The sequence below is a fragment of the Bdellovibrio sp. HAGR004 genome (assembly GCF_055397015.1).
The window spans coordinates 1088421-1112570 of record NZ_AP029176.1; the positions used below are offsets into that span (position 1 = coordinate 1088421).

Genomic DNA, 24150 nt, shown 5'->3' on the forward strand with positions numbered 1-24150 from the left:
GTGGTTTTTACTCGAATCTTCGAACAGTGTCTCGGGCTCCTGCCCGAGCTCCTTCGGACAATGCTTCAAACGGCCTTCCTGGCCGTTTGATCCTCGCTCGACAGGGGCAGGGGGTTAATATGATGGCCGGTGGCTCGCTGTGGAACTTGCTTCGAGCAAAAACCATAGGCCAAGCTTTGTGTGTTGTGTCGCTTTCGCTTTTGGCTTCCGGCTGTGGGCCGGGCAGGCCTCATTTGAAGACGTTGGAGTTGAACCGGGAGGCGAATAAGGCCATCACTGGTCAGACTTATCCGGCGGCGATGGAGAAGTATCTGCAGGCATTGCGGTATGATCCGTTTATTGGGCAGTTGCATTTGAATTTGGGTTTGAGTTTTGAGGGGCAGCAGCAGGCCGAGAAGGCTTTGCAGTCCTACAAGGAAGCAGAAAAGCTGGCTTTGCTGGATAAGAACTTCCCGTTGGTGTTCATGGCGCGCTTTAATCAGGCGCAGCTCTTAGGCAAGGCCAAGCAGGTGGATGAGGCTTTGGCGGCTTATCAGAAAGCCTTGGAAATCATTCCATCTTCGAATGAAGTCAAAACTAATATCGAACTTTTGATCCAGCAGCAAAAAGGTCAAAGCGGGGGCGAGGGACAGCAGAACCAGCCTCAGCAGGGTGATCAGCAGCAGAATCAGAATCAACAGAATCAAGAAGGCAAAGATCAGAAGGATCAAAAGGATCAGGAAAAAGAACCTCAAGAGGGTCAACAGAAGCAGCAGTCTCAGAAATACAAACCTCGTCCGTTCAACGGCAAAGAACTGTCTGAAGCTGATGTGAAGAAAATCCTGGGCGAACTTAAGCAGCAGGAAGAAAAGATCCGTGCCGAGTACAATCGCAAAGATGTGAAGGAGCAGCCTCGTGATAAAGACTGGTAATTTCCTGTTCTTTCTTAGTTTTATTTTCTTTGGGCTGTTGGCCCAGGCCGCCGGGACGACGGTCACTTCGACGGTGGATCGCAATGAAATGGGCCTGGGGGATACGTTCACCCTCAGTGTCGTGGTGGTGAGTTCGGAAGATGTGGATATTCAAGATCCGCGTTTGCCCGATTTGGAAGGTTTTGATCTTTTGAACAACTGGACGTCCAACGCCGTAGCACAAAAGCTGGTTGAAACTCCATCAGGCATGCAGTTTCAAACGCAGCGTCGCCGCGAGTTTCACTATCAAATGGCTCCCAAAAAGACCGGCACTTTAAGTGTGGGGTCTTTTGAGGTTGTTGTTGGCGGGAAGGTTCATCGCACTCAGCCCGTGGTCATTAAGGTGGGAAATGAATCTCAAGGTCGTGTCCCCAAACCACCGAAGCGTCCCACTTTGCCGGGATTTGACGATCCGTTTGAAGAGATGGATCGTGCCGAGCAGGAAATCTTCGATCAGCTCTTGCGCAATCGCATGCGCGGCTTCCAGGGACCGGCACAAGAGGATCAGTACAATGGTTACCCCAGTGCTTCTAATTTGCCGGATGCGGCCTTCCGCAGTTTGCCGACCAATCCAAACGAGGCTTTCTTCATTTCCGTTGAAGTTGACAAGACCGAGGTTTTTGAAGGCGAGCAGGTCACAGTTAATTGGTACATCTACACTCGCGGCCAGATGGAAACCTTGGATCGTCTGAAGTTCCCAAGTCTGAAGGGCTTCTGGAAAGAGATCATCGAGGAAGTTCCATCCATCCAGTTTATGGAAGAAGTCGTCAATGGTGTTCCGTGGAAGAAGGCGCTTTTAGCCTCACACGCGCTGTTTCCGATCAAGCCTGGGACAGCCACTATTGACGAATACAAAATCAAGTCCCGTGTCAGACTGCCGGCACAGGGCTTTGGATTTTACGGCAAGCCTTACGAGTACACCAAAAGCTCCGCACGTGTTCCCATCAAAGTGAAGCCTTTGCCATTGGAAGGGCGTCCGGCAGACTTTACCGGGGCGGTAGGGCAGTTTGAATTCCATGCCTCTGTTGAGAACAACAATGTCCTGGTCAACCAGCCCTTTAGTTTGAAGATTCGCTTTGAAGGGGCCGGCAATGCCAAGATGATTGATTTGCCGGCGTTGAATCTGCCAGCAGGGCTTGAACAGTACGACAGTAAATCCGAATCCAAGTTCTTCAAAAACGGTCGAAGCTACAAAGAATTTGAAGTGCTGGTCATCCCCCGTCAGGAAGGCCCGGTGAGCATTCCTGGTTTGAGTGTCAGCATGTTTGATCCGCAGAGCAAAAAATACTACACACGCGCCACCGATCCGATCAATTTACAAGTGTCCAACAACCCGAATGCCCCTGTGGGATCCTCTTCGCGCATGGCGGATACGACCAAACCACAGCAGGCCAAAGTGGTTGAAAACCGCCTGCCGGATCCATTGATGCAATGGCAACCAGCGGCGGAAGCCAGTGTTCTTTATCGCCCGTGGTTCTGGGCTGTGCTGTACTCTGTGGCGTCCGCGTTGTTGTTGGTTAAAGCCCAGCGTGAATTCGGCTGGGGTCGTCGCCGTCGCAGCTTGAAAGAGCTTGTGCAAAAGCGCTTTAAGGTTGTGGATGCGGCGTTGGCCAAGAATGACCACCGAAAGGTCGGTGTTGAAATGACTAACACCTTCTACACTGTTCTGGGAGAGATCTCTGGATCGGGGGGGGCTGCGCAGGAAATTGAACGTCTGTTGGAAATGATTCCGCCAAGTGTTCGTCGTGATCACGGTGATGCCATCACCAAAAGTTTTGAGTTCTTCCAAACCCTGAGTTTTGCTCCGGAAGAAATGCTGGGCAAAATGAAAGAAAAAGAGACCATGAAGACCCAGGCGGACCAGGCTAAGAAAGTTCTTGGCTCGGTGGTTTCGGCCGTAGAGGAGAAATAACTATGAAAGCCCTTTTATTGACATCACTGACCGCGCTGACTTTGCAAGCACAATCCCCAACACCTCCGGTCGAGCTGACTTCTGTGCCGGCGCAGGATTCTGCTCCGGCAGAAATGCTGACATTGACAGCCCCAGGAAAGGGAGAGGTTTCATTGGAAAGTACTCCGCAGACGAACAAGGATCTGGCAATGGCCGGGTTTAAAAAGTGCTATGATCAAACGGTCGCCGAAGCCACGGCACAGAATCAACCCATTCCGACCGGAAAAGTAGTGGTGGATTTCAGTTTTGATTCAGAAGGCACGGTGACGCAGTTCGAGTTCAAGGAAAACCGCGTTCGCCCAGCTTCGACAGCTTTGAATGATTGTATTGAAACGTCAATTCGTCAGACAAAATTCGAAAAGCTACAGAGTCAGCGAAACGGGAAAGTGGTCAATCTCTTCTATCCCTACATCTTTGAAAATAAGAAGAGAGTGAAACGTTAGGTTGTTGAACCGACATAAGAAAAGCGCTCCTTGGGAGCGCTTTTCTTGTTTTTAGCGTCTGTAAAACGGCAGGCGCTCAAATTTTTTGTGACGCTGGAACGGGGACTTCCCACTGCTTTCTTGCGAAGCAGTTCCAAGATAGAAAAGCTCCTGTCCGTCTTTTGGTTCGGTTTTAAAGATAGAGTAAGTCTTATCGCCCACGTTGGGGGCTTTGTACTCATCACACAGGTAACCAGAAACCACTTTCTTTTCGTTGCGTCTCCAGTCCGTGTATTCACAGTAGCGAACCATGTTCAGCGCTTCAGCCACTTCCTCGGTCAGAGGAGTGTAAGAGGACTCGGTCACCGTCAGATCCACATTGCCGCCATCAATGCGCACGCCGTACTGAATCTCAAAAGCCAGATAGGACTGCTTGCAGGCATCTTCCTCATAAGCAATATGAGTTAGGACCCATTTGCCGTCCTGTACCTGAAGATGAGTTGTGAGAACATCTCCATCATCGCTGTAGCAGGGGCGGTCATAATAAGTCACAGCCTGTTGCGGAGCCGCGAACGCCAATTGTGTCAGAGCAAATAAAAGTTGAATCATGTATCTAGACTATCGAACAGAAGCTGAATGCCAAGAACAAATTAGATATATTTTGCTTAGTGGCAAATGGACAGGGTCCGCGACAGGGCTGAAAATAAAGACTCGCGCTAAGGAGGTTCCTATGACACCGGATTATTCTCCCTTTCGGCATCTCAACGACATTGGTGGTGAAGAGATCGAAGGTCTTTTCGTCGATGGCAAAACGGGGGAGCCCATCTTGATCCGCGCTCAAGGGGATTATTGGATGAATCCATTTGCGTTGCGTTTTGTTCCCGTCAAAGACCTAAAACACGAAGGCTATCAGGACTATCTTGAGCTTTTCCATCGTGAACAGCCACACCTGAAGGGCAGCGAAAACGAAGCTGGCGCCCCGGGATACTAAGAGCGGTGTCGGAGGCCTGAGTTCTAGCGGCCGCCTTCTTCGAGGAATTCTGAAATAAATCTTGGAACCTCTGTGGAGGCCGGCCCTATAAAGTGCTGGTCGAATGCGGGGGAAATCTCGGTGTCCTTGAGATTGATTTCTATTTTCTTCGCTTTCCAGGCCAGTCGCACGAACCCGGCGGCCGGATAGACGTTCCCACTTGTTCCAATCGAAACAAAGTAGTCGGCCTTATCCAACGCCTCATAGATTTCCTCCATGTGGTGGGGCATTTCCCCAAACCACACGATGTCGGGGCGGACTCCGCCGCGGCGCCCACAATGAGGGCAGGGTTCATCCACAGCCAGATCCAGAAGCCATTCAAAGTGCTCATCACAGTGAAGGCAGAAAACCTGGTCCAGCCGGCCGTGCATGTGCAGCAGGTTTTTAGACCCGGCCCGGCGGTGAAGGTTGTCGACGTTCTGGGTGACCAAAAGGAAGTTTCCTTCCCAAATATTCTCCAGCTCCACCAGGGCGGAGTGGGCGGCGTTTGGGTGCAGGGCGGGGTCTCTCAGTTGAGCCCGTCTCATGTTGTAAAAGCGCTGGACCAGGGCTGGATTTCGAGCAAAAGCTTCAGGTGTGGCGACGTCCTCGATGCGATGGTCTTCCCACAGGCCATTTTGGTCCCGGAACGTGCGAATCCCGCTTTCTGCCGAGATTCCCGCGCCTGTGAGGATGACTATATTCTTAAAAAGCCTTAAGTCCATTATGCCTCGCGCAACGTGCTGGATTCGTTGAGATTTCAACTGATTTTCATTAGGATGGGGCGTTCTTCAAAGAAAGGCAATTACAATGGCTTCGAAAATCGAAACTACGCCAGAAATGGTGCAGAACGTTTACAAGAAGACAGCTGAAAGATTGGCTGTTGTTCGCAATCGCTTGAACCGCCCTTTGACTTTGGCGGAGAAAATTTTGTTCGGTCACTTGGACGACCCACAAAATCAAGAATTGGTTCGTGGTGAAAGCTTCCTGCTTTTGAGACCAGACCGTGTGGCAATGCAAGATGCGACAGCGCAAATGGCTTTGTTGCAATTCATGCTTGCTGGTAAAGATGAAGCAGCTGTGCCTTCCACTGTGCACTGTGATCACTTGATCCAGGCGTACAAAGGTAAAGACGCTGATATGACAGCGTCCAACATGTCCAACAAAGAAGTTTTCGACTTCTTGGCAACAACTTCTTCCCGTTACAACATCGGCTTCTGGAAACCAGGCGCTGGTATCATTCACCAAGTCATCCTTGAAAACTACGCGTTCCCAGGTGGTTTGATGATCGGTACAGACTCCCACACTCCGAATGCGGGTGGTTTGGGTATGTGTGCTGTGGGCGTTGGTGGTTCTGACGCTTCTGACGTGATGGTCGGTCTTCCTTGGGAAGTTAAAAATCCTAAGCTGATCGGTGTTCACCTGAAAGGCAAGCTGACTGGCTGGGCGTCTGCTAAAGACGTGATCTTGAAGCTTTGCGGAATGCTGACTGTTAAAGGTGGTACTGATAAGATCGTTGAGTACTTCGGTGAAGGTACAACTTCAATTTCTTGCACAGGTAAAGCAACTATCACAAACATGGGTGCGGAACTGGGCGCGACTTGCTCTGTGTTCCCATACGATGACCGCATGGCGGCTTACTTGAAATCCACCGGCCGCGAAGAGCTTTCCAAAGTGGCTGATGCTCACAAGGAACTTTTGGCTGCGGATGCTGACGTTGTGGCAAACCCAGGCAAGTACTTCGACGAAGTTTACGAGATCGATTTGTCTGCTTTGGAACCACACCTGGTGGGTCCTCACTCTCCGGACATCGCTCGCCCAATCTCTGCTTTGAAAAAAGAAGCGGCTGAAAAAGGTTACACAATCAAGATTTCTTCTGCGTTGATCGGTTCTTGCACGAACTCTTCTTACGAAGATATCGGTCGTGCGGCATTCGTGGCGAAACAAGCTATGGATGTTGGTGTGAAAATGAATCAACCGTTCCTGGTTTCTCCAGGTTCCACTCAGATCCAGAAAACCATCGAACGTGATGGTCAAATGGCGACCTTCAACGAAGTGGGTGCAACTGTTCTTGCGAACGCTTGCGGTCCTTGCATCGGTCAGTGGAAGCGCGACGACGTTAAAACTGGAGAGAAGAACACCATCGTGACTTCCTTCAACCGTAACTTCCGTGCACGTAACGACGCGAATCCAGAAACTTTGGCATTCATCGGTTCTCCGGAAATCGTGATGGCTTTGGGTCTTGCAGGTCGTTTGGACTTCAACCCGGCGACTGACGAACTAGAAGGGCCAAAAGGCAAAGTGAAGTTGCAAGCTCCAGTAGCTCCAGAACTTCCGGCTCAAGGCTTCATCCCGGACACTGAAGGTTACCAAAAACCAGCAGGTGCTCAGGCTCAAGTAGCAGTGAGCCCGACGTCCGAGCGTTTGCAACTTCTTTCTCCGTTCACGAAGTGGGACGGTAAGGACTTCGTTGATAATTTGGTTCTTGCGAAAGCAAAGGGCAAATGTACGACAGATCATATCTCTCCGGGTGGTAAGTGGTTGAACTACCGTGGTCACTTGGACAACATTTCTAACAACATGTTGTTGGGTGCGGATAACGCGTTCACAGGTGAAATCGGTAAAGGTAAAAACCTTCTGACTGGTGAAACAGCAGAATTTGCTCAGGTGGCTCGTGCTTACCAAAAAGCAAACAAAGGCTGGGTGATCATCGGGGATGAAAACTATGGTGAAGGCTCTTCCCGTGAGCACGCGGCGATGTCTCCAAGATTCTTGGGTTGCACAGCTGTGATCACGAAGTCTTTTGCTCGTATCCACGAAACCAACTTGAAAAAACAAGGTGTTCTGGCTTTGACGTTCGTAAATCCAAAAGACTACGACAAAATCCAGGAAGAAGATCATGTTTCATTGGTGGATCTGAAAGATCTTGCTCCAGGCAAACATGTGAAAATGAACATCAAACACAAAGATGGTTCTACTGAATCCATCGAGTTGAAACACACTTACAACGCAGAACAGTTGAAATGGTTCCGTGCGGGAAGTGCGTTGAACCTGATCCGCGGTCTTTAATTAGATCCTGAATAGTTCAAAACAAAAAAGCCCTGGTGCCACAACGCCAGGGCTTTTTCTTTTTTAAGTCTTAAATAATTAAGGAATCGTTTCGTCCAGCAGGAAGTTATCGGCCGTCATCGGTTTCCAGCCTTGCTTCATGGCCTCTTCATATTTACTGCCAGCATAGTTGCCGGTATTGTTATCCATAAAGCCATAGAAGTCCTGAGTGACTTCTCCGCACGGAGCCGCCGTGGCCGGAGTCGCACTGGAAACCTTGCGGTACACCAGACTCAACGCAATGGCTGTGCGCGGTCCCTGATAGTATTCCAGAAGGGCTGGTTTTTTCGAGCTGGCATCCATATAGATCGCAGTTGTGGAACAAGCCATCTTGGTGGAATGATTCAGGTCATTGTCGATGACTTGCTTGAACGACGACGTCTTGCTGTCAGCAATGTAAAGCTTCGAACCGTCATCAGAAAGCAGGGCAAACTGATAGTACCCGGCAGTGTCTGTGGATTTCAGCTTCATGATCGTGTTCATGCGCAGCGCGAACCACTCCACCAATTTGCTGCCACCGTCAGAGGCTTTCTTTTTCACCAGATCACCGTCAGTTGTCGGGAAGCCATTCGAGAAAGTGCGAGTTGGAACGAAGATCTGTGACATATAAAGAATCACGTTCGCATCGGTGCCTTTTTCAAAATAGTCTTTCAACTGAGTCCAGCCGCCACCTTCGCCCGCATAGTAATAGATGCTGCCCTTCCAACCCTGACGGCAGGCAATCGCACTGGTCGAGAACGGATCGCAGACGATTTTCTTGGCAACAAAGGCGATGGCTTTGGTCGCCACGTTTCCAGCGGCATCAGTGGCCGTTACGGTCAGTGTATGATCCCCCGGAAGAAGATTTTTAAAGACCAAAGAAGTCTGGGAATGACAGTTGTTGATAGTCTCTGAAGCCGTCCCCATTTTACGAACACAGCTTGAAGACTTAACCCCAGACAAAGTGTCCTTGATAGAAAACGGCGAGAAGGTCGCTTGTTTTTGATCTTCCGACATCGTCGGCGCAGAAACAGTAATAACTGGCGCGGTGACATCCACAGAGAAATCATAAAGCGGAGCCACTTTGATTGCGCCCGCCGCAGTATAAGCCGCCACACGCGCTTTGTAAGCTGTGCCGTTCACCAAAGTACATTGAGAAGCAGTGAAAGCGTAAGAAGTGCTGGAGCTTGCGGCTTCCGCACACACTACGGTAGAACCTGAGGCGTTCAAAATAGCCACGCGATAACCGTTGGCTCCTGGAGATGCCGACCAGTGTACGGTAGGTTGCAAAACAGATCCAAGATATTTGTCTTTGATGGTGTCCTGGCCCCCAGTCAGACCCAGAATGGAAAAGTCATTGGTGCTGGAAGCCTGACTTTTCCAAGTGTAAGTCAAAGGAGCCGACATGTTGCCAACCTGGTCAATAGCCTGAACTGTGAAAGTGTGAGTCCCTTCCAACAGACCGGAATAAGAAGTCGGAGAAGTGCAAGCCTTCAAAGCCGCGCCATCCAAAGAACAGCGGGTTTGCGCAATGCCAGTGCCTTGGCCATCATCTGCAGTGAACTCAAAGACGGCGTGGCTGGAAGCCGCGTTGGCAGCAGGTTTGGATGTGATGCTGACAGAAGGCGCCGTTGTATCAACAACCCAGGAATGCTCCACAAGATCCGAACGATTTCCCGCACGGTCCACTGCGCGCACTTGAAAGCGCTTCTGTCCGTCGGTCAGGGAAGTCAGGTCTTTGACGCTGTCACAGGAAGAGAATTTACCGGCGCCTACAACTTGGCATTCGTAATAATCCAAACCGCTTAAGTCATCATTGATACGCATGGAAAAGCGGGCCTCAGAAAGACCACTAAGACTGTCAGGTCTTTGATTCAAAATCACCACCGGAGCAATATCATCGTGAGTGATGGAGGCCGAGTAACAGCCGGACTCTGTTTCAGACAGGCGGGTCTTCTTCTTGAACTTCGCATAGACAAAGTTCAGGGCATTCAAACTTTTCAGGTCCCAGGATTTGCTTGCGGAAACTTCCTGCCAGGTGCCGCCAGAGCTGCAACTGGAATCATCCGTCAGATAGATATGAGTGGCTTCAGGCGCCTTGATTTTAACTTGCACTGTGCTGTTGGAGGTAAAAGGATTTCCGTCATTCAAAGTAAAGGAAGTGTCACCCAAGCCGCGGACCTGACTGGCCATTTCTTCAGAAGATACTTCAAAGCTTACATTTTGTGGGGCACAGTTTTGATAAACTGTGACAGTGGTAAAGAGAAAAGCCAGCGTAAAGCCTGATCGGATTATTTTTGATTTCATGTTGCTCCCCACCCATGGACTCACAAGCTGTTGTTGCAAGGTTTAAACCAAGCTCTTTTCTTTTTCGGAATCTGGTCGGGGAACGTAAACAAAATCAGTGGATTCGGGATGTTAGAGTGTTCTATCTGTTTCCGGTCGGAAATGAGAATAGTCGATCTTCTAGTCATGATGTTTCGTTGTAAAAACTCAAAAAGAGCTTCAAAGACAAGGTGAGAGAGCTGATGATCCGTTCGGGGCTCAAAGAGCCTCTGAAAAGGACGACAGTTGTAAACTCTGACATGTAAAGAAAATCAACATGGCAATCTGTCTCGGATTAGGACATCAGGGGTTGCGCGCGCTTCCCTGGAACAAGTGAAGTTTGTATTTTTCCGCGATGCTGTCCATAAAGCGATTCTTGCGCATTTCCAGCAGATGTCCCTCCAGGCGAGAAAACTGCGTCTGATCGAAGCGCTTTTTGGAAAACGCCATATAGTAGCTGACGGATTCCCCCAGTTCCGGAACCTCCAGCAATTGGCTGCGCGTGCGTTGAATCCAGGTCGCGGCGACATCGCGGTTTAAGTAGGCCAAAGGGTAAGCTTTGTTTTCCAGTTTTCGCAAGGACACAAAGACCGTGGCTTCGGGTTCGATAAGAAATCCTTTGTCCGAAAATTCATGGATCTTTTGCAGACTGACCTCTGTCATCGAGGGACTGAAAACTCCCACCTTCATGCCTTTTAAGTCGGGATACCCTTTGATTTTTTTGACGTAGTTTTCAGGCCCGAAGAAGGAATACTTGGTGGAAAAAACAGGCGTCATAAAGAAAACGGTTTCCCGCTGGGGCGAAGCTGAAATCGGGCAGCCAATATCCGCTTTGCCATCGCGAAGCATGGATAAAAACTTTCGCAATGGAGCGATCTTAAACTTGCAGTGAATCTGCTCCATCTGGCAAAGGCGTTGGATGATCTCATAGCAGGCGCCTTGAACCCCCGAAGTACCGGATTTAAAATAGAAGGGTTCGTAGTCCTGGCCGATGATGGTCAGGGATGGCGCTGCAAAGGCGGAAGAACCAAAAAGTATGGCTGTAAAGAGGAGTGAGACTGCTGTGTTCATACCTTAAGAGTAACCCTAGCCGGGGGATTCCCAACAATGACACAAGCGTCTGGTGTGCAAAAACAGAAGTCCGAAAAAGGTCAGAAACTAGAAATGAATCGGAAACAGTTTTGGACCAAAATACAGCCAGCCATAGAACGCAATCGAGTTGAACAAGATAGCCAGCAGAAGTCTGTTGCGGCTGACACGTCCCAAGGGACGTTCCTGTCTAAGAACGCGATAGCCCAAAACCATGGAATAGAAATTACAGAGCAGGGGCACGAAAACACAACCCAAGATGGCATTCCACAAAGCTTTCTTGGCAAGGGCTTCAGTATCGACTTCCTGAACGGTGACAATTTGAATGCGAGGTTGTTCGCGACTTTCCAAAAGCTGAGAAGCTTCCATATATTCATGTTCGGGGATTTCCAGGGTCAGCTTGCCCAGAAGGTTTTCAAAATGAGGGGCGACTCCGCGAGTTTGCTCATCTTTCACACGGGGGTGCAGACCTTGAGCCATAAGAAAGGAGCGAATCACTTGCGCTTCCGAGAAGTCCACGCAATCCATCAAAAATACATAATTTTGATTACTCATAAAATGAGCTTACGTGTTTTGCCGGGGACTGTACACAAGGATCTGATTGCAGCTTGCGATCAGATCCCTGCGGCAAATCAGTCATTCAGAATGGCGTGAACGGCTTCCAAGGCACAATGGTGGGCCGTTTCAAAGCACGGATTCGCCCAGTTGTCCTGATTGGCGAAATGAATCACATTGTTGATATGCGTGGAGGCCTTTTGCGGAATCCCTTTTTTGATCAATCCCGCCTGCGCCAGCGGCAAAGAATGACCCCAACGAGTCAAACGAATGCCATGCACATCATCCAAAGTCAGATTCATCGTTTTCAAAACCGGTTCAACGTCGGTCAAATAGCGTGTTTTGTACTTGTCGTGAGACGCCGGATTGAACAGGAACTGGCGAGCCCCATCGTACGGAATACCATGATACAAAGTCAGAACACTGTGATCGACTTGTTCCTGCTGGGCCCAGGTGCCAAAGCAGATGTCGGTGAAGCTGCGGTCGCCACGTCTCATCGCTGTAGGGGACGGTGGAACTTGTCCACGCAGGCAGTACAGCTCATAGCTTGGGCTCTGGAATGGTTTTTTCGTGATGATGTTACCAACCAAGTATGCACGGTACATCAACTGGCCAATGGCATCGAACTGTTCTTTGGGCATTTCAGGGATGATTCGTCTTGCGACAAATTTTTGGCAGGCCATAACGACTTTTTTAGCGCGGATCTTTTTCAGATTCCCCATCGCATCTTCATATAGCACAACTGCGGAATCACCTTCCGTTGTCACACGCAAAACGATCGCACCGGCACGCAGGGACTTCGTGCCTGCGGACTTGCGGATGGCCTGAGCCATCTTGTGAACCACATAGGCATTACCACCCGGGTAAGCCATCAAACTGCCAGTTTCAGCACAGATAAAGCCCAGATACTGATACGCAGACAATTCATCGGTGGAACCACAGAATGAACTCCAGCCGTAAAGCTGGAAGTATTCCAGCAGGTGAGGGTGCACATCGCCGAACTCTTTTTTCAGCCATTGCTCGAAATTCAGATGATCGACGGTGCGGGCCAGTTCCCCGTTATAGTCAAAATCAGCTTCAGCACCGATTTCAGCCAGACGAGTGAAGATTTTTTTGAACTGCTCGGAAGCGGCTTTGTCGGTCGCCCCTTTCCAGAATGGAGACGTGAATTTATTGTTGTAAAGAACTGTGGTGTGGTCCGAAGACTCACGACGAGCATGATCCCAAACGCCCAGCTCTGTCAGTAGGTGACCTAGCGGTGCTTCCTTTTCAGGTTCAACGAAGTAAGCAGCACCCGTGGAATACATTGCATTTTTATAGGCCTCACCCTTGGAATTACCACCCAGGCGGAAGTCCATTTCAAGCACCGCGATTTTTTTGTCACGCAGATAATAAGCCGTGGAAAGACCGGCAACCCCGCCACCGACAACAACCACATCCAAATCCAAATCTTCAGAGATGCTGGAGGGCTCGCCGCCTTTTTTCGCGATATAGCCGTCGATATTCCAGAATGCATCGTGCGGGCGATTGATGTCGTCGCCGTTGAAATCGATGCTGTTGTTTTCAGAGTCTTTAAGGCGCGCAACTGGCCAGTCATCCGGCATATTGGCGTTCATCCATTCCGAACCCTTGGCCAGGCCGGAAGCGGGAAGTGAAGAGATCGCTGCTAGAGAAATACCTGTTTTAAGGAAGTCACGTCTTTGCATGGCGTCTTAATAAAATCGGCCTCGGAAAGACACAAGAGGAGTTCATGGAACCCCTCTTGTTGAAAGGGAAATGAGAGTCCTTAATCGACAGTCACGTTTTGGCACGTTGGCACTGTGTAAGATTTTCTAAACAGCAGTTCGTAACGTTCGACGTTTCTGTTGGAAATACGGCGGTAAACCGGAATATTCACGGTCAAAGGGTAAGAGCCCGTCACGATTTCAGTCTTGCAGATACGACGCTCTCCACGCCAGTCACAGTTGTCCACCTCATGGCGATAGTTGATCGGAGTGGACAGGTAATCACGGTCAATCACGATGATTTCTTCGCGGTCCCCACGAGTGCGGCTGACAGTGGTGTCCACCGGCTTCAGGGTGCGCAGACGGTCACCATCCTGACACACGAACGTGTAGTCGATAGAGCGGCCCATATAAACGGTAGGGGCTTTCACAATCGCGTATCTATCGCGCATGATCTCTTCCCAGGAAGAGGAAGCATTGACGCCTGCAAAGGCGGGGGCTGCGGTCAGAAGGCCAATAACAAGGGATAGGAACTGTTTCATTTCTAGGTTCTCCTAAAAGGGGTTTAAATGTTTTCTTCTTTGCGCAAAGAGATGGCGGCACTTTGTGGCAAGAGCAGGGGTTTCCTCAAGTTAAGGGCGTGTAAGAAGAGGTGTTTCGTCCTTTTATTGTTCCGGCAATTTCTACATCTAACGCTTTTGGTCACGAGAAAAGTCATGCAACTGCTGGCGCCATAAGGTAAGCACCATCCATGAATTTTGAAATGCCCCTGCTGCCAGAAAAGTTGAATCGCGAAGAAATTATCGAGAAGTCTTGGGTTGTGACCCTGTCTGGAAACCGCTTCAGTATTCTGAAGCCCGAGCCGGATGCGGTTATGATTGAAGACATTGCGTGCGCTTTGGCTCGTCAGGCTCGCTTCAACGGTCATACAAGATTCTTCTATAGCGTGGGCCAGCATTCCTGCATCGGTGCGGAAGTGTCTCCGACGAAGGAAATTGCCCTGCACATGCTTTTTCATGATGCGACCGAAGCTTATATCGGTGACCTCGTATCTCCGGTGAAAGCTCTGCTTCCTGATTTTGAAATTATTGAATCCCGCATTCACTGGGCGATTTCCAAGCGCTTTAATCTGGAATACCCGCTGCCGAAAGTGGTGAAACAGATCGACCGTCGTTTGCTGGCAACGGAAGTTCGTGACTTGATCACCAAGGATCTGAAGTCCTGGAGTATTTCTGAAGATGAGCCGTTTGATTTCCCGATCATCCCTTGGCCGCCGGAAGTGACTGAGGCGCGCTTTATGGATCTGGCGAAAAGCCTTTTGAAGAAATAAGACCATTTAAAAGACAAATAAAAAAGGGTGAGATGGAAGTCTCACCCTTTTTCTTTTTCCGGTCCTTTGAATTAGGACTTGGGAACTTTGGATTCGTCGACGGTGATTTCGATTTCCACGCGACGGTTTTTAGCACGAGCTTCTTTGGTCTTAGCCGGGTCCACTGGGTTTGCAGCGCCCATACCCACAGACGTCACTGTTTGCGCAGGCACGCCAGCTGCGATCAATTGCGCACTTACGGATTTAGCACGCATTTCAGAAAGTGGGTTGTTCACCATCGCAGAGCCCGTGTCGTCAGTATAACCTTTAACGGTCAGAACGTTCTCTGGATACTTCTTCATGATGGCAGCCAGTTGATTGATGTTTTCTTTTGCTGCGGGCTTCAAATCGGCTTTGCCAGTGTCAAACAAGATGTCACTTTTAAGTTTCGTGATCAAACCTTGTTCGGTTCTTTTTGTTTCAGCGATCTTTGCCAGTTCCTTTTGTTGTTTGTCCAAACGGTTGCCCACAACACCACCGATACCAGCACCCAAAGCCGCACCAATCAGGGCGCCCTCGTTGCGTTTACCAGTCTGGTGACCGATCACAGCTCCGGCTACGGCGCCAATCGCAGCACCAATACCAGCACCTTTTGCTGTGTTAGGGTTTTCTTTCGTTGTCGCACAACCAGTCAGCATCATTGCTACGGCAGTACCAATCAGAATCATCTTTTTCATGGGGGGAACTCCTTAATTATTGAGACCTTATTATCGGGATAATTTCTGTCAGAGTGCAATATAAGAATCGCTGCGTCTGGTTGGGATACTGCACTAAGATTCTAGCCCTTTGCCTTCTACAAAGTCTGATTTATGCTTTGAGGGATAGCACCCATGGAAAGGGGTATTGCATGAAGAAAGTTTTAGGAGCCGGCCTTTTGGCGGCGGCATTGATGACCGGAATGATTGCTCACGCCGAAGATCGTTTTATCGTGGTCAGCGGTTCGGCGGAAAAAGGACTGGATCCAAACCTGGTTCATATGAACGTCGAGGTATGGAGCAAGGCAAGTACTGCGAAGCAAGCGCAGCAGTTGGCGGCCAATCAATTTAAGCAAGTTAAAAAGGCATTGGATGATTTCAAGGTCAAAAAAGAGGACATCCAGACAGACAACTATTCTTTGAGCCCGGAATATGAATACGATCAAAAGACCCGTCAGAATAAGTTGGTCGGCTTCCGCGTGGTGCAAAGTCTGTCTGTGACCTTGCGTAAGGTCGAGGATGCGGGAAATTTCCTGGATGCCCTGGTGGCCGAGAAAAAGACCACGGATTCCGGCGTGAATGTGAACTCTTTGGCTTGGGACTCTGACAAACGTCCTCAGGATGAAACAGCGGCCTTGGGAGATGCTGTTCGTATGACCCGCACCAAAGCTGATGAAATCGCCAAAGCGGCCGGTGTTAAAATTAAGGGCGTATCCAAGATCAGTCACGGGACTTCAGGAATCAACCCACCGCAACCGGTGTTCAGAAACTTTGGACTGAAAGCTATGGCAGCCGAGGCGGCTCCGACAGAGCTGTCTTCCGGTCAAATCAAAGTTCGTGTGGAAGTCACGGCTGAATACGAAATCAATTAATTTTTAGGATCGAGTGCGTGAGTCTTTAACGGCACGCACTCGAGCTGATTTACTGTACAGGGAACAGGTAAGTGGTGGTCATGGCATTTTTCTCTGTGATGGAGTGAATCTCGTAGATTTCAATCACAGCGTCTGTCTGCTTCAGGCCGGCTTTCAACATAAAGTCATTCACTTTCGGATACACTTTCAAAGGCCCGATGCCCGGGGATCCGGTGAAGACAGCCATCACATATTTACGCTGAGGGATTTCACCCAGCTGCAAACCTTCGGTCAGTTTTGGTGGCTCGCCCTCAAGGATGCAGCCCACTTTGGAGCGCAGGCGTGCTTCTTCCACTTCGCGAGGGTTGTCCAGGTATTCACCAAATGTACGACCGCAGGTGATGCCCTGGGACTGCATGTACTTTTCAATGCGCTCCAGTTGTTTGTTCACTTTGTGATAAGGGCCAACGTGCTCAACATAGACAATCTTAAACGGTCCTTGAGTCACTTCGGAGATTTCAACACCACGGAAAGCACCCAGGTAGTTTGCCAGGAACAAACCGAAGGAAATCATCGCTACAGCAATAAACACCAATACATATTTCATCTTCTTAAACCCACTTGATAGAGCAGCCCATAGAGGCCGTTTGATCTTCAGAAACTTTTTCGTCTTTTAGCAATGTCTGAACCGCATCATAAAGCTCGCGCTTGGTGACTTTGCTGGCGTCTTTCCATGAGTCATCCAGGCGGCCGCGATACGCCAGCTTGTGATTCTTGTCATAGACAAAGTAGTCCGGAGTGCAAACAGCACCGAACTTCTTGGCAATGTCCTGAGTTTTGTCATGCAGATATACGAAAGGGTAACCCTTTTCTTCAGCACGCTTTTTCAGGTTTGCAAAAGAATCTTCCGGATGGCTGACTTCATCGTTAGAGCAGATGGCGACGACAGAGACGCCTTGTTTTTTTAAGTCTGTGCCCAGCTGGATCAGGCGATCTTCAATGGCCTGCACGTAGGGACAGTGGTTGCAGATGAACATCACCACCAAAGGATGACCCTTGGCGAAGTCGGCCAGCGAATAGGTCTTCCCATCCACGGCTGGCAACGTGAAATCAGGACAGCTATTACCCAGATCTGGAAATGGAGTGAACGTCAAAGCCATATCAGCACCTACAGTGTGGACCAGTTGATTTCTTTTTCACCAATTAGCAAACTGCCATCGGCTTTCATTCCCGTGTATTTTTCTTTTAACAAAGGATGCTGGTTCAGAGCTGCCAGCAAAGACAGTTGATCTGTCGAGCTCAGCTCTTCATCGGAATGTGAAACAGCATCTGTCAACTCAAACAACAGACGATCCAGGAAGCCCATATAGTCCTGGCCCAGCAGCGGAGCGCCCATCGGCAAGGATTCGATAATGCTTGTGGATGTTTCAACTTCTTCAGGGGACGCTGTCACATTCAGGCCCAGACCGATGATCAAGCGAACTTCATCACCTTGAGCGACATTTTCCAGAAGGATGCCCGCTACTTTTTTTGCGCCAATATAGATGTCATTCGGAGCTTTTAGGTTCCAAGGCAGAAAGGGCCAGGTCGTCGAGCAGGCGCGATAGACCGCCAGGCCAACCAAGCAGGATGTTGTCGGTTGAGGCTTAGTACCCAGAAGATAAGTCCATGAGCTTAGCAGTGCACTGCCTGGGCGAGAATCCACCCACGTGTTTTTACCGCGACCGCGACCCGCTGTTTGGTGGTCCGTCACATAAAGACACAAAGACTCTTCCATCAGGTTTTCTGCGAAGGCTTCTTCCTTGGCCAGAGCATTCGTGCTGGGCATTTCCTTTTGATAGGAAACGTACAGATGATTGCTCTCGGCCCATTGGGAGGTCACATAGCCAATACGGATATCAGAAACAGGAGTGTCCGTCATTAGTCCTCCCACTGGAAGACCAGGCTGACGTCTGCGCACGGCGCAGAGTGAGTCAGCGCGCCCACGGAGATGTAGTTTACGCCCAAAGCAGCCACAGAAGCCACGCGGTCCAGGTTCATGTTACCGCTGGCTTCGGTTTCGATTTCAGTAGGGATGATCTCTAAAGCTTTTTTCAAAGTGTCGTTGTCCATGTTGTCCAGAAGGATTCTTTGCACCTTCATGGAAACGGCCTCTTTGACACCGTCCAGATTCGCAGCTTCCACTTCAATGGGAAGATTGCTGTGTTCGCGCACGCGATTAATGGCATTGGTGATGCCGCCCATGACCGAGATATGGTTGTCTTTGATCAGGATGGCTGTGCTGAGGTTCATGCGGTGATTCACGCCGCCGCCGTGAACAACAGCACGCTTTTCCAGATCCCGGAAAGCAGGTGTGGTTTTACGAGTGTCCAGGATCTTGGTTTTGGTGCCTTCGATCTTTTTAACAAAACGGCGAGTGTGGGTGGCAATACCGGACAGGTGTCCCAGGAAGTTCAGGGCCACACGTTCAGCTTTCAGGATTTGCACCAGATCACCTTCGATGGTGCAGATGATTTGGTTCTTCAGGATTTCATCACCTTCTTCGAAGTGCCATTTGATACGGCAGGTGGGCTCCAGGGACTGCATGGATTGTTCAAAGGCCATGGCGCCGGAAAGAACGATGTCTTCCTTCGCTTTTAAACGAGCGCGTCCCATACGGGGCTTTAAGGCTAGGGATTCTGTGGTGACATCGCCATTTGGCATGTCTTCTTTAATGGCTGCGCGGATGAGCTCCAGCAATGTCATAAGCGTGACCTCACAAGTGGCGGTCAGCTGTATGATCTGCGACTGACCGCTTTAGATAGACTTTTCAGTTTCGCGGAGGATCTTTTTGATTTCTTCGCGCACGATGCGCTCAGCGATCTCGGGAAGGACTTTCCAGCAAATGGATTCGATCACTTCGCGAGCTTCCTCACGGATAATCTTTTCCATCATATTGGGGTCTAAGTCCACCTTGGATTGTGTATTGGGCTTAGCATTAGAAGCAGGTGACGGAGCCGCCCCTGTGGAGGTGACTTTTGTTGCACCTTTTTTAAGGGTTTCCATCATTTGATCTTTGACGGATTTTTCCACGTTGGAAATGAAGGATTCCGCCGTTGGAGCCTTGGTTTTTGTCACTTCCGCAGAAGGCTTCACAAAGCTGATCTCTTCGAAGTCGCCATCCATTTCAATGTGGGCACCGGAAAGTTCGTCATCCTGAGGGATCACGAATTTAGAGGCAAAATCAGCACTTTCAACTTCCGGGATTTGGATTTTGAATTTGGTCAGATCCTGATGCGCCCAGCCGCCTTCGTCGTGTTCGTCTTCGCCTTTAGGGGACGTCAACGGAACGGCCGAAAACTCCTCGCCGGAAACCTCCAGAAGGTTGGCCTCATCTGCATCAATTTCAGGAATATTCAGGAAGCCTTCGGATTTTTCCTCTGGCATGGCATAGTCTGAGTGTTCTTGGGCAGATGCTTCGGCTTCAGCAGGAGTTTCCTCAAATTCCGGCATTTCCGGGAACGTCAAAAAACTGCTGACAGGGTTGGATTTGGTTTTTTGAACCAGGTCCGAAACAATCGTGCGCAAATGATCCGCATCAAACGGCTTTTCCAGGCGACGGTCCGCTTGACATTCCACTGCCTTGGCCTCGTCGATCTCCATAAAACCGCTCCACATCAATACGACAGGAAGGTGAGCAGTTTCGGAATCATTTTTCAGATCAGCGCAGACCTCATATCCGGATCTTTTGGTCAAAAGGACGTCGGCGAAAACTATGTCAGGCTTGAAGGTCTTAGCCACTTGCAACACATCAAGACCCACGGGGACCGATTTAACTTCAACCCCGAAGTCAGACAATGCCAGTTGCATTACTTTTTTGATTGTGGAACTCTCATCTGCAAGCAAGACGCGTAAAGCCATAAGCAAAGTAAAATAGGATTTCCGCCTCCAGTCAAGGGTTATCGGCGTTGTTCGGCTTCGCCGGCAGAGCTGGAGCGCCGGCGACTCCGATGAAGTCGGAGTGTTGACAGACGCGTATGCTGAAGCAGATAGGTTTAAGAGGATCAGACGTGAACAGAATTGATCGATACACAGCAGGGCTTTTTCTAGGCTACTTCGTCGGTGGCCTTTTGGTGTTTCTGACGCTTTTTACGGCTGTGGATGCGATGAGCACGATGGTGAATTACAAGGACGTGGCGCCCTCGGCTCTGGTTAATTATTACATATATTCCTTCCCCGGCATTGTGCACCAGTTGCTTCCGGTTGCCTGTTTGTTGGGCGTTATTCTGACGTTGAGCAGCTTGAATAAAGCCAATGAACTCGTTGCGTTATTTGCCAGCGGGATGAGCTTGATTCGTATCACTTTGCCCATGTTGGCGCTAGTGGCGGCGATTTCGGCGTTGGGGTATGCGGTGTCGGACCGGGTGCTTCCGCGCGCGACCAAGCAAAAGAACTACATTTTGTATTACGATCTGAAAAAAGAGCCGCATCGTTTTTCCACGATTAAAACAGACCGTATCTGGTACCGCTCCAAGAACTCTATTTTCAATATTAAGACATTGAATGCCAAAGGGGACGGAGCCCAGGGTTTGACCATGTATTTCTTCAGCGATGAATGGGATTTGGTGCAAATGATCACGGCAGCTCAGGTGAAGATTCAAGGGGCCCAGTGGTTGCTGGAGAAGGGGACAGTCACCATCTTTAGCAAGGACTCAAGCTTCCCACTGACCAGTCCCTTTAAAACCAAAAGTATCGTGATGGCCGAGGACTCCAAAGATCTGCAAAGCGCCGGTCAGACAGCGGATATGATGTCCCAGAAGGAACTGGAACGCTTTATTGATAAAAACCGGGACGCTGGATTGGATACGGTGGCCTATGAGGTCGATTATCACTCCAAGATCAGCTTTGCCTTTGCGGGCCTGGTCATGTGTCTGCTGGGCTTGCCTTTCAGCGTGGGGCGGGCTCGTTCGGGCGGGACCATGTTGAATGTCGGGATCTGTCTGGCCCTGGTCTTTGCCTATTACGTGTTTTATTCGTCCGGGATCACCCTGGGGCAGCACGGGACGCTCCCTCCGGTCGCAGCCGCTTGGACCCCCAACATAGTTATGTTGGGCGTGGCCTTCGTTCTTCTCAAAAAGCTCAAACGCTGATATAATGGGGGTCTCCCGGAGGTTCCCATGATCATGAAAATCCTCACATTCCCTGACCCTAAGTTGCGAGAAGTTTCGCAGCCGGTAGAAACCTTTGGCCCTGAAATCGCCAAACTGGCAGAGGATATGATTGAAACTATGTATCACGCCAATGGTATCGGCCTGGCCGCCCCGCAAGTGGGGGAGCTGGTTCGTATGGTGGTGATCGATACGCGCCCTAAAGACGAAAAGGGCCGCCGTTACAAATACGAAGAAATGACCGAACTTGAAGCGGCCGTGAAACAGCCGTTGGTTTTGATCAATCCTGAGATTGTTAAAGGCGAAGGTAAAACCACTTTTGACGAAGGTTGCCTGTCCATCCCTGGTTACTACGAAACAGTTCAGCGCTTTGACTACATCGAAATGAAAGCGTTTGATGTGAACGGCAAAGAATTTATCGTCAAAACTGACGGTTTGCTTGCGATCTGTATGCAGCACGAAATGGATCATTTGGAAGGAACTTTGTTCATCGACCATTTGAGCTTCGTGAAGGGCAATAAAATCAAAAACCAAATCAAAAAGTACGGCTACCCGGTTAAGTCGGCGAAAGCCGGCAGTGCCGAAGCGTCCGAGGACGCGCAGGCTGAAGCAGCAATTGACGAAGAAAAGTGTGAAGTGTGAGCAAGGTCCGTGTCTGTTTTCTAGGGACGCCTGAATTTGCCGTGACCTCGTTGAAAGCTCTTCTGTCGGATGAGCACTTTGAGGTCGTAGGTGTTGTGACCCAGCCGGATCGTCCCGCCGGTCGTAAGTTGCAACTGACTCCCAGCCCGGTCAAAGCCCTGGCGCAAGCCCACGGTTTGAAAGTCCTGGCGCCGGAGTCTTTAAAAGCCAATCCCTTGATGCTTCAAGAAATCAAAACCTGGGGGGCTGAAGTCGCGGTTGTCGTGGCTTTCGGTCAGATCCTGACGCAAGAGTTTTTGGACTCTTTCCGTTTTGGTTGTGTGAATGTGCATGGCTCTGTTTTGCCACGTTGGCGTGGGGCCGCACCGATTCAGCGTGCGATTGAAGCGGGTGACGTCGAATCCGGAGTCACCTTGCAGAAGATGGTGCGTAAGCTTGACGCCGGTGACATCATTGGCATTCGCCGTGTGAAGATCACTCCTGAAATGAATGCTCTGGAGCTGCATGATGAACTGGCTCGTCTGGGAGCGGAACTTCTGCAGGTGGAACTGATGGATTATGTGCGCGGGAATCTGGCGCCGGTTCCGCAGGATGAATCCCAAGTGACGTTGGCCAAAAAAATTGAAAAGCAGGAATCCCAGATTGACTGGGCGACTTCGGCTAAGGCGATTGATGGCAAGGTCCGTGGCTTTGTTTATGGGCCGGGCACTTACACTTTGTTGCAGGGAAAAAAGCTAAAACTTCATAAGGTGAAGCCGGTTTCTGGTATTACCACAGTGGCGCCGGGAACGGTGACCTCTGTGAATGAGGATCACTTCTCGGTTGCGACCGGTGATGGGATTTTGAAAATCTATGAACTTCAGCCTGAATCCCGCAACCGCATGCTGGCTCAGGACTTCCTCAAAGGTCATCCTCTAAAAGTTGGAGATATGCTCGGTGTCTAAACTGGTTGCGCCCTCTATTTTGTCAGCGGACTTTGCCAATCTTGAAAAAGAGATCAAAGCCATTACAGAGGCTGGGGCGGACTGGGTGCATGTCGATGTGATGGACGGGCGTTTTGTTCCGAACATCACGATTGGCATTCCTGTGGTGAAGTCTTTGAAAAAGGTGTCCTCACTGCCATTGGATGTGCATCTGATGATCGAAGAGCCGGAACGCTATGTGGAGGACTTCATCAAAGCGGGCAGTGATTACCTGACCATTCATGTGGAATCCACCAAAGATGCCGCAGGAACTTTGCGCAAGATCCGCGAGTTGGGTGCCAAAGCGGGCATCACCTTAAGACCGCGCACTCCGGTGGAGCAAGTTTTATCGCTGCTTCCGTTGTGTGATTTGGTTTTAGTTATGACGGTTGAGCCGGGCTTTGGAGGTCAATCCTTCATGCACGATCAAGTTGCTAAGATCACGCGTCTGCGTGAAGAGATCTCATCTAAAAACTTGAATTGTCTGATCGAAGTGGACGGCGGCATCAACGCCGACACCGCGAAGATCTGCCACGAAGCTGACGTCTTCGTCGCTGGCAGCTATGTCTTCGGCAAAGACTACCGCTCCGCCATCACTACTCTTAAAAACGCTTAAAAGGTGCCTGGTTGTTTTTTCTGGCTACAACGCATCAGTCGTCGTGCTGGGGGTGTTTAGTTGGCTTTGGGGCGCGCGTTTGTCTGGCTTTGGTTAAGTAAGTTTTGTTGTCTGCTGCGCAGTAGCCAGAAAAAACAACCAGGCACCTTTTAAAGATTCATCAGGGCGATGGGGTTTTGTCTGCCGTTTTCTAGGTAGAGGATTTCATTGGGGTGATCTTGCAGACTTTGCAGACGTCTGGCGATGTTGGGTGCCAGCAATGGCAGGGCTTCATCGAAATCCATGAAGCGATAGTTTTTAACGTCATAGAATTTAGCTTCGATGGACTGGGCTTGTTCTTCGGTTAAGTCTTCGGTTGAAAAGAGCAGTTGAAGATATTCTCCTTTGACGTCGGTGTTGGCGACATAATCCACAGCGATCAGATTTTTTGGTACGATCTTGAGCTTTAGCTCGTCTTGCACTTCTCGAATGAGAGCTTCTAGTGGGGACTCCTCATATTCCACTGTGCCCCCAGGTAGAATCCAACTGGAACTATATCCAGGCTGTATGATCAGCAACATTCTTTTGTAGAATATCAGAGCGGCGACACCAATGCGTTTGCGGGGCAGGGATTCATAATATTCTTTGTCGTCCTTGTACATAAGAACTCCTGTGTGAAGGTCCGGCCAGCTTAAGGGCCAGAGGGGACTGTTTCGGTCTTTGTGTCATTGACCCTTGAACGGACTCCTCTCAGAATTTTAGGGGAGTCCAAAATAT

Annotated in this window: 25 protein-coding genes; 11 read left to right on the forward strand and 14 right to left on the reverse strand. The window is 49.8% G+C overall.

The features are described from left to right. The first annotated feature begins 119 nt into the window (after nucleotides 1–119). From ACZ5ZV_RS05590 to ACZ5ZV_RS05600, 3 genes are read left to right on the forward strand one after another with little or no spacing between them, the layout of a single operon-like run. On the forward strand, nucleotides 120–911 hold the full coding sequence (locus ACZ5ZV_RS05590; protein WP_464120454.1) for a tetratricopeptide repeat protein: 792 nt from the start codon (nucleotides 120–122) through the stop codon (nucleotides 909–911). Next, nucleotides 895–2862 carry a BatD family protein gene (locus ACZ5ZV_RS05595; RefSeq protein WP_464120455.1) on the forward strand — a complete coding sequence of 656 codons (1968 nt, stop codon included), beginning with the start codon at nucleotides 895–897 and terminating at the stop codon, nucleotides 2860–2862. Before ACZ5ZV_RS05590 ends, ACZ5ZV_RS05595 begins: the two co-directional genes overlap by 17 nt. Nucleotides 2863–2864: 2 nt before the next feature. Beyond that, nucleotides 2865–3344 (forward strand): hypothetical protein, encoded by a 480-nt coding sequence (locus tag ACZ5ZV_RS05600; RefSeq protein WP_464120456.1) that lies wholly within the window; start codon nucleotides 2865–2867, stop codon nucleotides 3342–3344. A gap of 51 nt (nucleotides 3345–3395) precedes the next feature. Here ACZ5ZV_RS05600 and ACZ5ZV_RS05605 read toward each other — a convergent pair whose 3' ends face one another. Further along, a complete protein-coding gene (locus tag ACZ5ZV_RS05605; protein WP_464120457.1) occupies nucleotides 3396–3932 on the reverse strand; it encodes a hypothetical protein in 537 nt (178 codons plus the stop codon). Nucleotides 3933–4053: 121 nt separating this feature from the next. On the opposite strand from ACZ5ZV_RS05605, the gene ACZ5ZV_RS05610 reads away from it, so the two are divergent. After that, entirely contained in the window at nucleotides 4054–4314 is a 261-nt protein-coding gene (locus ACZ5ZV_RS05610) for a peptide methionine sulfoxide reductase (protein WP_262555654.1), read from the forward strand. Nucleotides 4315–4337: 23 nt separating this feature from the next. Here ACZ5ZV_RS05610 and ACZ5ZV_RS05615 read toward each other — a convergent pair whose 3' ends face one another. After that, nucleotides 4338–5057 (reverse strand): NAD-dependent deacylase, encoded by a 720-nt coding sequence (locus ACZ5ZV_RS05615; RefSeq protein WP_464120459.1) that lies wholly within the window; start codon nucleotides 5055–5057, stop codon nucleotides 4338–4340. Between the two features lie 85 nt (nucleotides 5058–5142). Here ACZ5ZV_RS05615 and ACZ5ZV_RS05620 point away from each other — a divergent pair, with 85 nt between their 5' ends. After that, nucleotides 5143–7401: an aconitate hydratase gene (locus ACZ5ZV_RS05620; RefSeq protein WP_464120460.1), complete on the forward strand. Its 2259-nt coding sequence runs from the start codon at nucleotides 5143–5145 to the stop codon at nucleotides 7399–7401. 78 nt (nucleotides 7402–7479) lie between these two features. Here the strand turns inward: ACZ5ZV_RS05620 and ACZ5ZV_RS05625 are convergent, their stop codons facing one another. The 5 genes from ACZ5ZV_RS05625 to ACZ5ZV_RS05645 all read right to left on the reverse strand — a co-directional run bounded on the left by ACZ5ZV_RS05625 (nucleotide 7480) and on the right by ACZ5ZV_RS05645 (nucleotide 13654). After that, on the reverse strand, nucleotides 7480–9726 hold the full coding sequence (locus ACZ5ZV_RS05625) for a hypothetical protein (protein ID WP_464120461.1): 2247 nt from the start codon (nucleotides 9724–9726) through the stop codon (nucleotides 7480–7482). A 321-nt stretch (nucleotides 9727–10047) separates the two neighbouring features. Further along, nucleotides 10048–10815 (reverse strand): substrate-binding periplasmic protein, encoded by a 768-nt coding sequence (locus tag ACZ5ZV_RS05630; RefSeq protein WP_464120462.1) that lies wholly within the window; start codon nucleotides 10813–10815, stop codon nucleotides 10048–10050. An 87-nt stretch (nucleotides 10816–10902) separates the two neighbouring features. Then, nucleotides 10903–11388 (reverse strand): hypothetical protein, encoded by a 486-nt coding sequence (locus tag ACZ5ZV_RS05635; protein WP_464120463.1) that lies wholly within the window; start codon nucleotides 11386–11388, stop codon nucleotides 10903–10905. Between the two features lie 77 nt (nucleotides 11389–11465). After that, nucleotides 11466–13094, reverse strand: coding sequence for an FAD-dependent oxidoreductase (locus ACZ5ZV_RS05640; protein ID WP_464120464.1), 1629 nt, complete (start codon nucleotides 13092–13094; stop codon nucleotides 11466–11468). A gap of 80 nt (nucleotides 13095–13174) precedes the next feature. Continuing rightward, a complete protein-coding gene (locus tag ACZ5ZV_RS05645; RefSeq protein WP_464120465.1) occupies nucleotides 13175–13654 on the reverse strand; it encodes a hypothetical protein in 480 nt (159 codons plus the stop codon). Nucleotides 13655–13863: 209 nt separating this feature from the next. On the opposite strand from ACZ5ZV_RS05645, the gene ACZ5ZV_RS05650 reads away from it, so the two are divergent. Continuing rightward, nucleotides 13864–14442 (forward strand): HD family phosphohydrolase, encoded by a 579-nt coding sequence (locus ACZ5ZV_RS05650; protein ID WP_464120466.1) that lies wholly within the window; start codon nucleotides 13864–13866, stop codon nucleotides 14440–14442. A 71-nt stretch (nucleotides 14443–14513) separates the two neighbouring features. Here the strand turns inward: ACZ5ZV_RS05650 and ACZ5ZV_RS05655 are convergent, their stop codons facing one another. Continuing rightward, a complete protein-coding gene (locus tag ACZ5ZV_RS05655) occupies nucleotides 14514–15158 on the reverse strand; it encodes a YiaD family glycine zipper/OmpA-like lipoprotein (protein WP_464120467.1) in 645 nt (214 codons plus the stop codon). Between the two features lie 170 nt (nucleotides 15159–15328). Between ACZ5ZV_RS05655 and ACZ5ZV_RS05660 the strand changes: the two genes are divergently transcribed. Then, nucleotides 15329–16048, forward strand: coding sequence for an SIMPL domain-containing protein (locus ACZ5ZV_RS05660; RefSeq protein WP_464120468.1), 720 nt, complete (start codon nucleotides 15329–15331; stop codon nucleotides 16046–16048). A 49-nt stretch (nucleotides 16049–16097) separates the two neighbouring features. Here ACZ5ZV_RS05660 and ACZ5ZV_RS05665 read toward each other — a convergent pair whose 3' ends face one another. From ACZ5ZV_RS05665 to ACZ5ZV_RS05685, 5 genes are read right to left on the reverse strand one after another with little or no spacing between them, the layout of a single operon-like run. Next, complete coding sequence (locus tag ACZ5ZV_RS05665) at nucleotides 16098–16634, reverse strand: AraC family transcriptional regulator (RefSeq protein WP_464120469.1); 537 nt, start codon at nucleotides 16632–16634, stop codon at nucleotides 16098–16100. 4 nt (nucleotides 16635–16638) lie between these two features. Next, nucleotides 16639–17187: a thioredoxin family protein gene (locus ACZ5ZV_RS05670; RefSeq protein WP_464120470.1), complete on the reverse strand. Its 549-nt coding sequence runs from the start codon at nucleotides 17185–17187 to the stop codon at nucleotides 16639–16641. A gap of 8 nt (nucleotides 17188–17195) precedes the next feature. Beyond that, entirely contained in the window at nucleotides 17196–17948 is a 753-nt protein-coding gene (locus ACZ5ZV_RS05675; protein WP_464120471.1) for a biotin--[acetyl-CoA-carboxylase] ligase, read from the reverse strand. Further along, entirely contained in the window at nucleotides 17948–18772 is an 825-nt protein-coding gene (gene nadC, locus ACZ5ZV_RS05680; RefSeq protein ID WP_464120472.1) for a carboxylating nicotinate-nucleotide diphosphorylase, read from the reverse strand. Before nadC ends, ACZ5ZV_RS05675 begins: the two co-directional genes overlap by 1 nt. A 51-nt stretch (nucleotides 18773–18823) precedes the next feature. Further along, on the reverse strand, nucleotides 18824–19927 hold the full coding sequence (locus ACZ5ZV_RS05685) for a response regulator (protein ID WP_464120473.1): 1104 nt from the start codon (nucleotides 19925–19927) through the stop codon (nucleotides 18824–18826). Between the two features lie 149 nt (nucleotides 19928–20076). Between ACZ5ZV_RS05685 and lptG the strand changes: the two genes are divergently transcribed. Genes lptG through rpe form a run of 4 tightly spaced genes read left to right on the forward strand, consistent with a single transcriptional unit; the run spans nucleotide 20077 to nucleotide 23394 of the window. Further along, complete coding sequence (gene lptG / locus ACZ5ZV_RS05690; protein WP_464120474.1) at nucleotides 20077–21156, forward strand: LPS export ABC transporter permease LptG; 1080 nt, start codon at nucleotides 20077–20079, stop codon at nucleotides 21154–21156. A gap of 27 nt (nucleotides 21157–21183) precedes the next feature. Further along, nucleotides 21184–21816, forward strand: coding sequence for a peptide deformylase (def, locus tag ACZ5ZV_RS05695; RefSeq protein ID WP_464120475.1), 633 nt, complete (start codon nucleotides 21184–21186; stop codon nucleotides 21814–21816). Further along, on the forward strand, nucleotides 21813–22760 hold the full coding sequence (gene fmt, locus ACZ5ZV_RS05700) for a methionyl-tRNA formyltransferase (RefSeq protein WP_464120476.1): 948 nt from the start codon (nucleotides 21813–21815) through the stop codon (nucleotides 22758–22760). Before def ends, fmt begins: the two co-directional genes overlap by 4 nt. 1 nt (nucleotide 22761) lies before the next feature. Then, the gene (gene rpe / locus ACZ5ZV_RS05705) at nucleotides 22762–23394 is read left to right on the forward strand and encodes a ribulose-phosphate 3-epimerase (protein ID WP_464121392.1); all 633 of its coding nucleotides are present in this window, start codon (nucleotides 22762–22764) and stop codon (nucleotides 23392–23394) included. A 149-nt stretch (nucleotides 23395–23543) separates the two neighbouring features. Here rpe and ACZ5ZV_RS05710 read toward each other — a convergent pair whose 3' ends face one another. After that, nucleotides 23544–24035 carry an NUDIX domain-containing protein gene (locus tag ACZ5ZV_RS05710; RefSeq protein WP_464120477.1) on the reverse strand — a complete coding sequence of 164 codons (492 nt, stop codon included), beginning with the start codon at nucleotides 24033–24035 and terminating at the stop codon, nucleotides 23544–23546. Nucleotides 24036–24150: the final 115 nt, after the last annotated feature.

Coding starts and splice junctions, on each gene's coding strand:
- ACZ5ZV_RS05590 (WP_464120454.1), top strand. CDS start 120: ATGATGGCCGGTGGCTCGCTGTGGAACTTGCTTCGAGCAAAAACCATA.
- ACZ5ZV_RS05600 (WP_464120456.1), top strand. CDS start 2,865: ATGAAAGCCCTTTTATTGACATCACTGACCGCGCTGACTTTGCAAGCA.
- ACZ5ZV_RS05605 (WP_464120457.1), bottom strand. CDS start 3,932: ATGATTCAACTTTTATTTGCTCTGACACAATTGGCGTTCGCGGCTCCG.
- ACZ5ZV_RS05610 (WP_262555654.1), top strand. CDS start 4,054: ATGACACCGGATTATTCTCCCTTTCGGCATCTCAACGACATTGGTGGT.
- ACZ5ZV_RS05615 (WP_464120459.1), bottom strand. CDS start 5,057: ATGGACTTAAGGCTTTTTAAGAATATAGTCATCCTCACAGGCGCGGGA.
- ACZ5ZV_RS05620 (WP_464120460.1), top strand. CDS start 5,143: ATGGCTTCGAAAATCGAAACTACGCCAGAAATGGTGCAGAACGTTTAC.
- ACZ5ZV_RS05625 (WP_464120461.1), bottom strand. CDS start 9,726: ATGAAATCAAAAATAATCCGATCAGGCTTTACGCTGGCTTTTCTCTTT.
- ACZ5ZV_RS05630 (WP_464120462.1), bottom strand. CDS start 10,815: ATGAACACAGCAGTCTCACTCCTCTTTACAGCCATACTTTTTGGTTCT.
- ACZ5ZV_RS05635 (WP_464120463.1), bottom strand. CDS start 11,388: ATGAGTAATCAAAATTATGTATTTTTGATGGATTGCGTGGACTTCTCG.
- ACZ5ZV_RS05640 (WP_464120464.1), bottom strand. CDS start 13,094: ATGCAAAGACGTGACTTCCTTAAAACAGGTATTTCTCTAGCAGCGATC.
- ACZ5ZV_RS05645 (WP_464120465.1), bottom strand. CDS start 13,654: ATGAAACAGTTCCTATCCCTTGTTATTGGCCTTCTGACCGCAGCCCCC.
- ACZ5ZV_RS05650 (WP_464120466.1), top strand. CDS start 13,864: ATGAATTTTGAAATGCCCCTGCTGCCAGAAAAGTTGAATCGCGAAGAA.
- ACZ5ZV_RS05655 (WP_464120467.1), bottom strand. CDS start 15,158: ATGAAAAAGATGATTCTGATTGGTACTGCCGTAGCAATGATGCTGACT.
- ACZ5ZV_RS05660 (WP_464120468.1), top strand. CDS start 15,329: ATGAAGAAAGTTTTAGGAGCCGGCCTTTTGGCGGCGGCATTGATGACC.
- ACZ5ZV_RS05665 (WP_464120469.1), bottom strand. CDS start 16,634: ATGAAATATGTATTGGTGTTTATTGCTGTAGCGATGATTTCCTTCGGT.
- ACZ5ZV_RS05670 (WP_464120470.1), bottom strand. CDS start 17,187: ATGGCTTTGACGTTCACTCCATTTCCAGATCTGGGTAATAGCTGTCCT.
- ACZ5ZV_RS05675 (WP_464120471.1), bottom strand. CDS start 17,948: ATGACGGACACTCCTGTTTCTGATATCCGTATTGGCTATGTGACCTCC.
- nadC (WP_464120472.1), bottom strand. CDS start 18,772: ATGACATTGCTGGAGCTCATCCGCGCAGCCATTAAAGAAGACATGCCA.
- ACZ5ZV_RS05685 (WP_464120473.1), bottom strand. CDS start 19,927: ATGGCTTTACGCGTCTTGCTTGCAGATGAGAGTTCCACAATCAAAAAA.
- def (WP_464120475.1), top strand. CDS start 21,184: ATGATCATGAAAATCCTCACATTCCCTGACCCTAAGTTGCGAGAAGTT.
- ACZ5ZV_RS05710 (WP_464120477.1), bottom strand. CDS start 24,035: ATGTACAAGGACGACAAAGAATATTATGAATCCCTGCCCCGCAAACGC.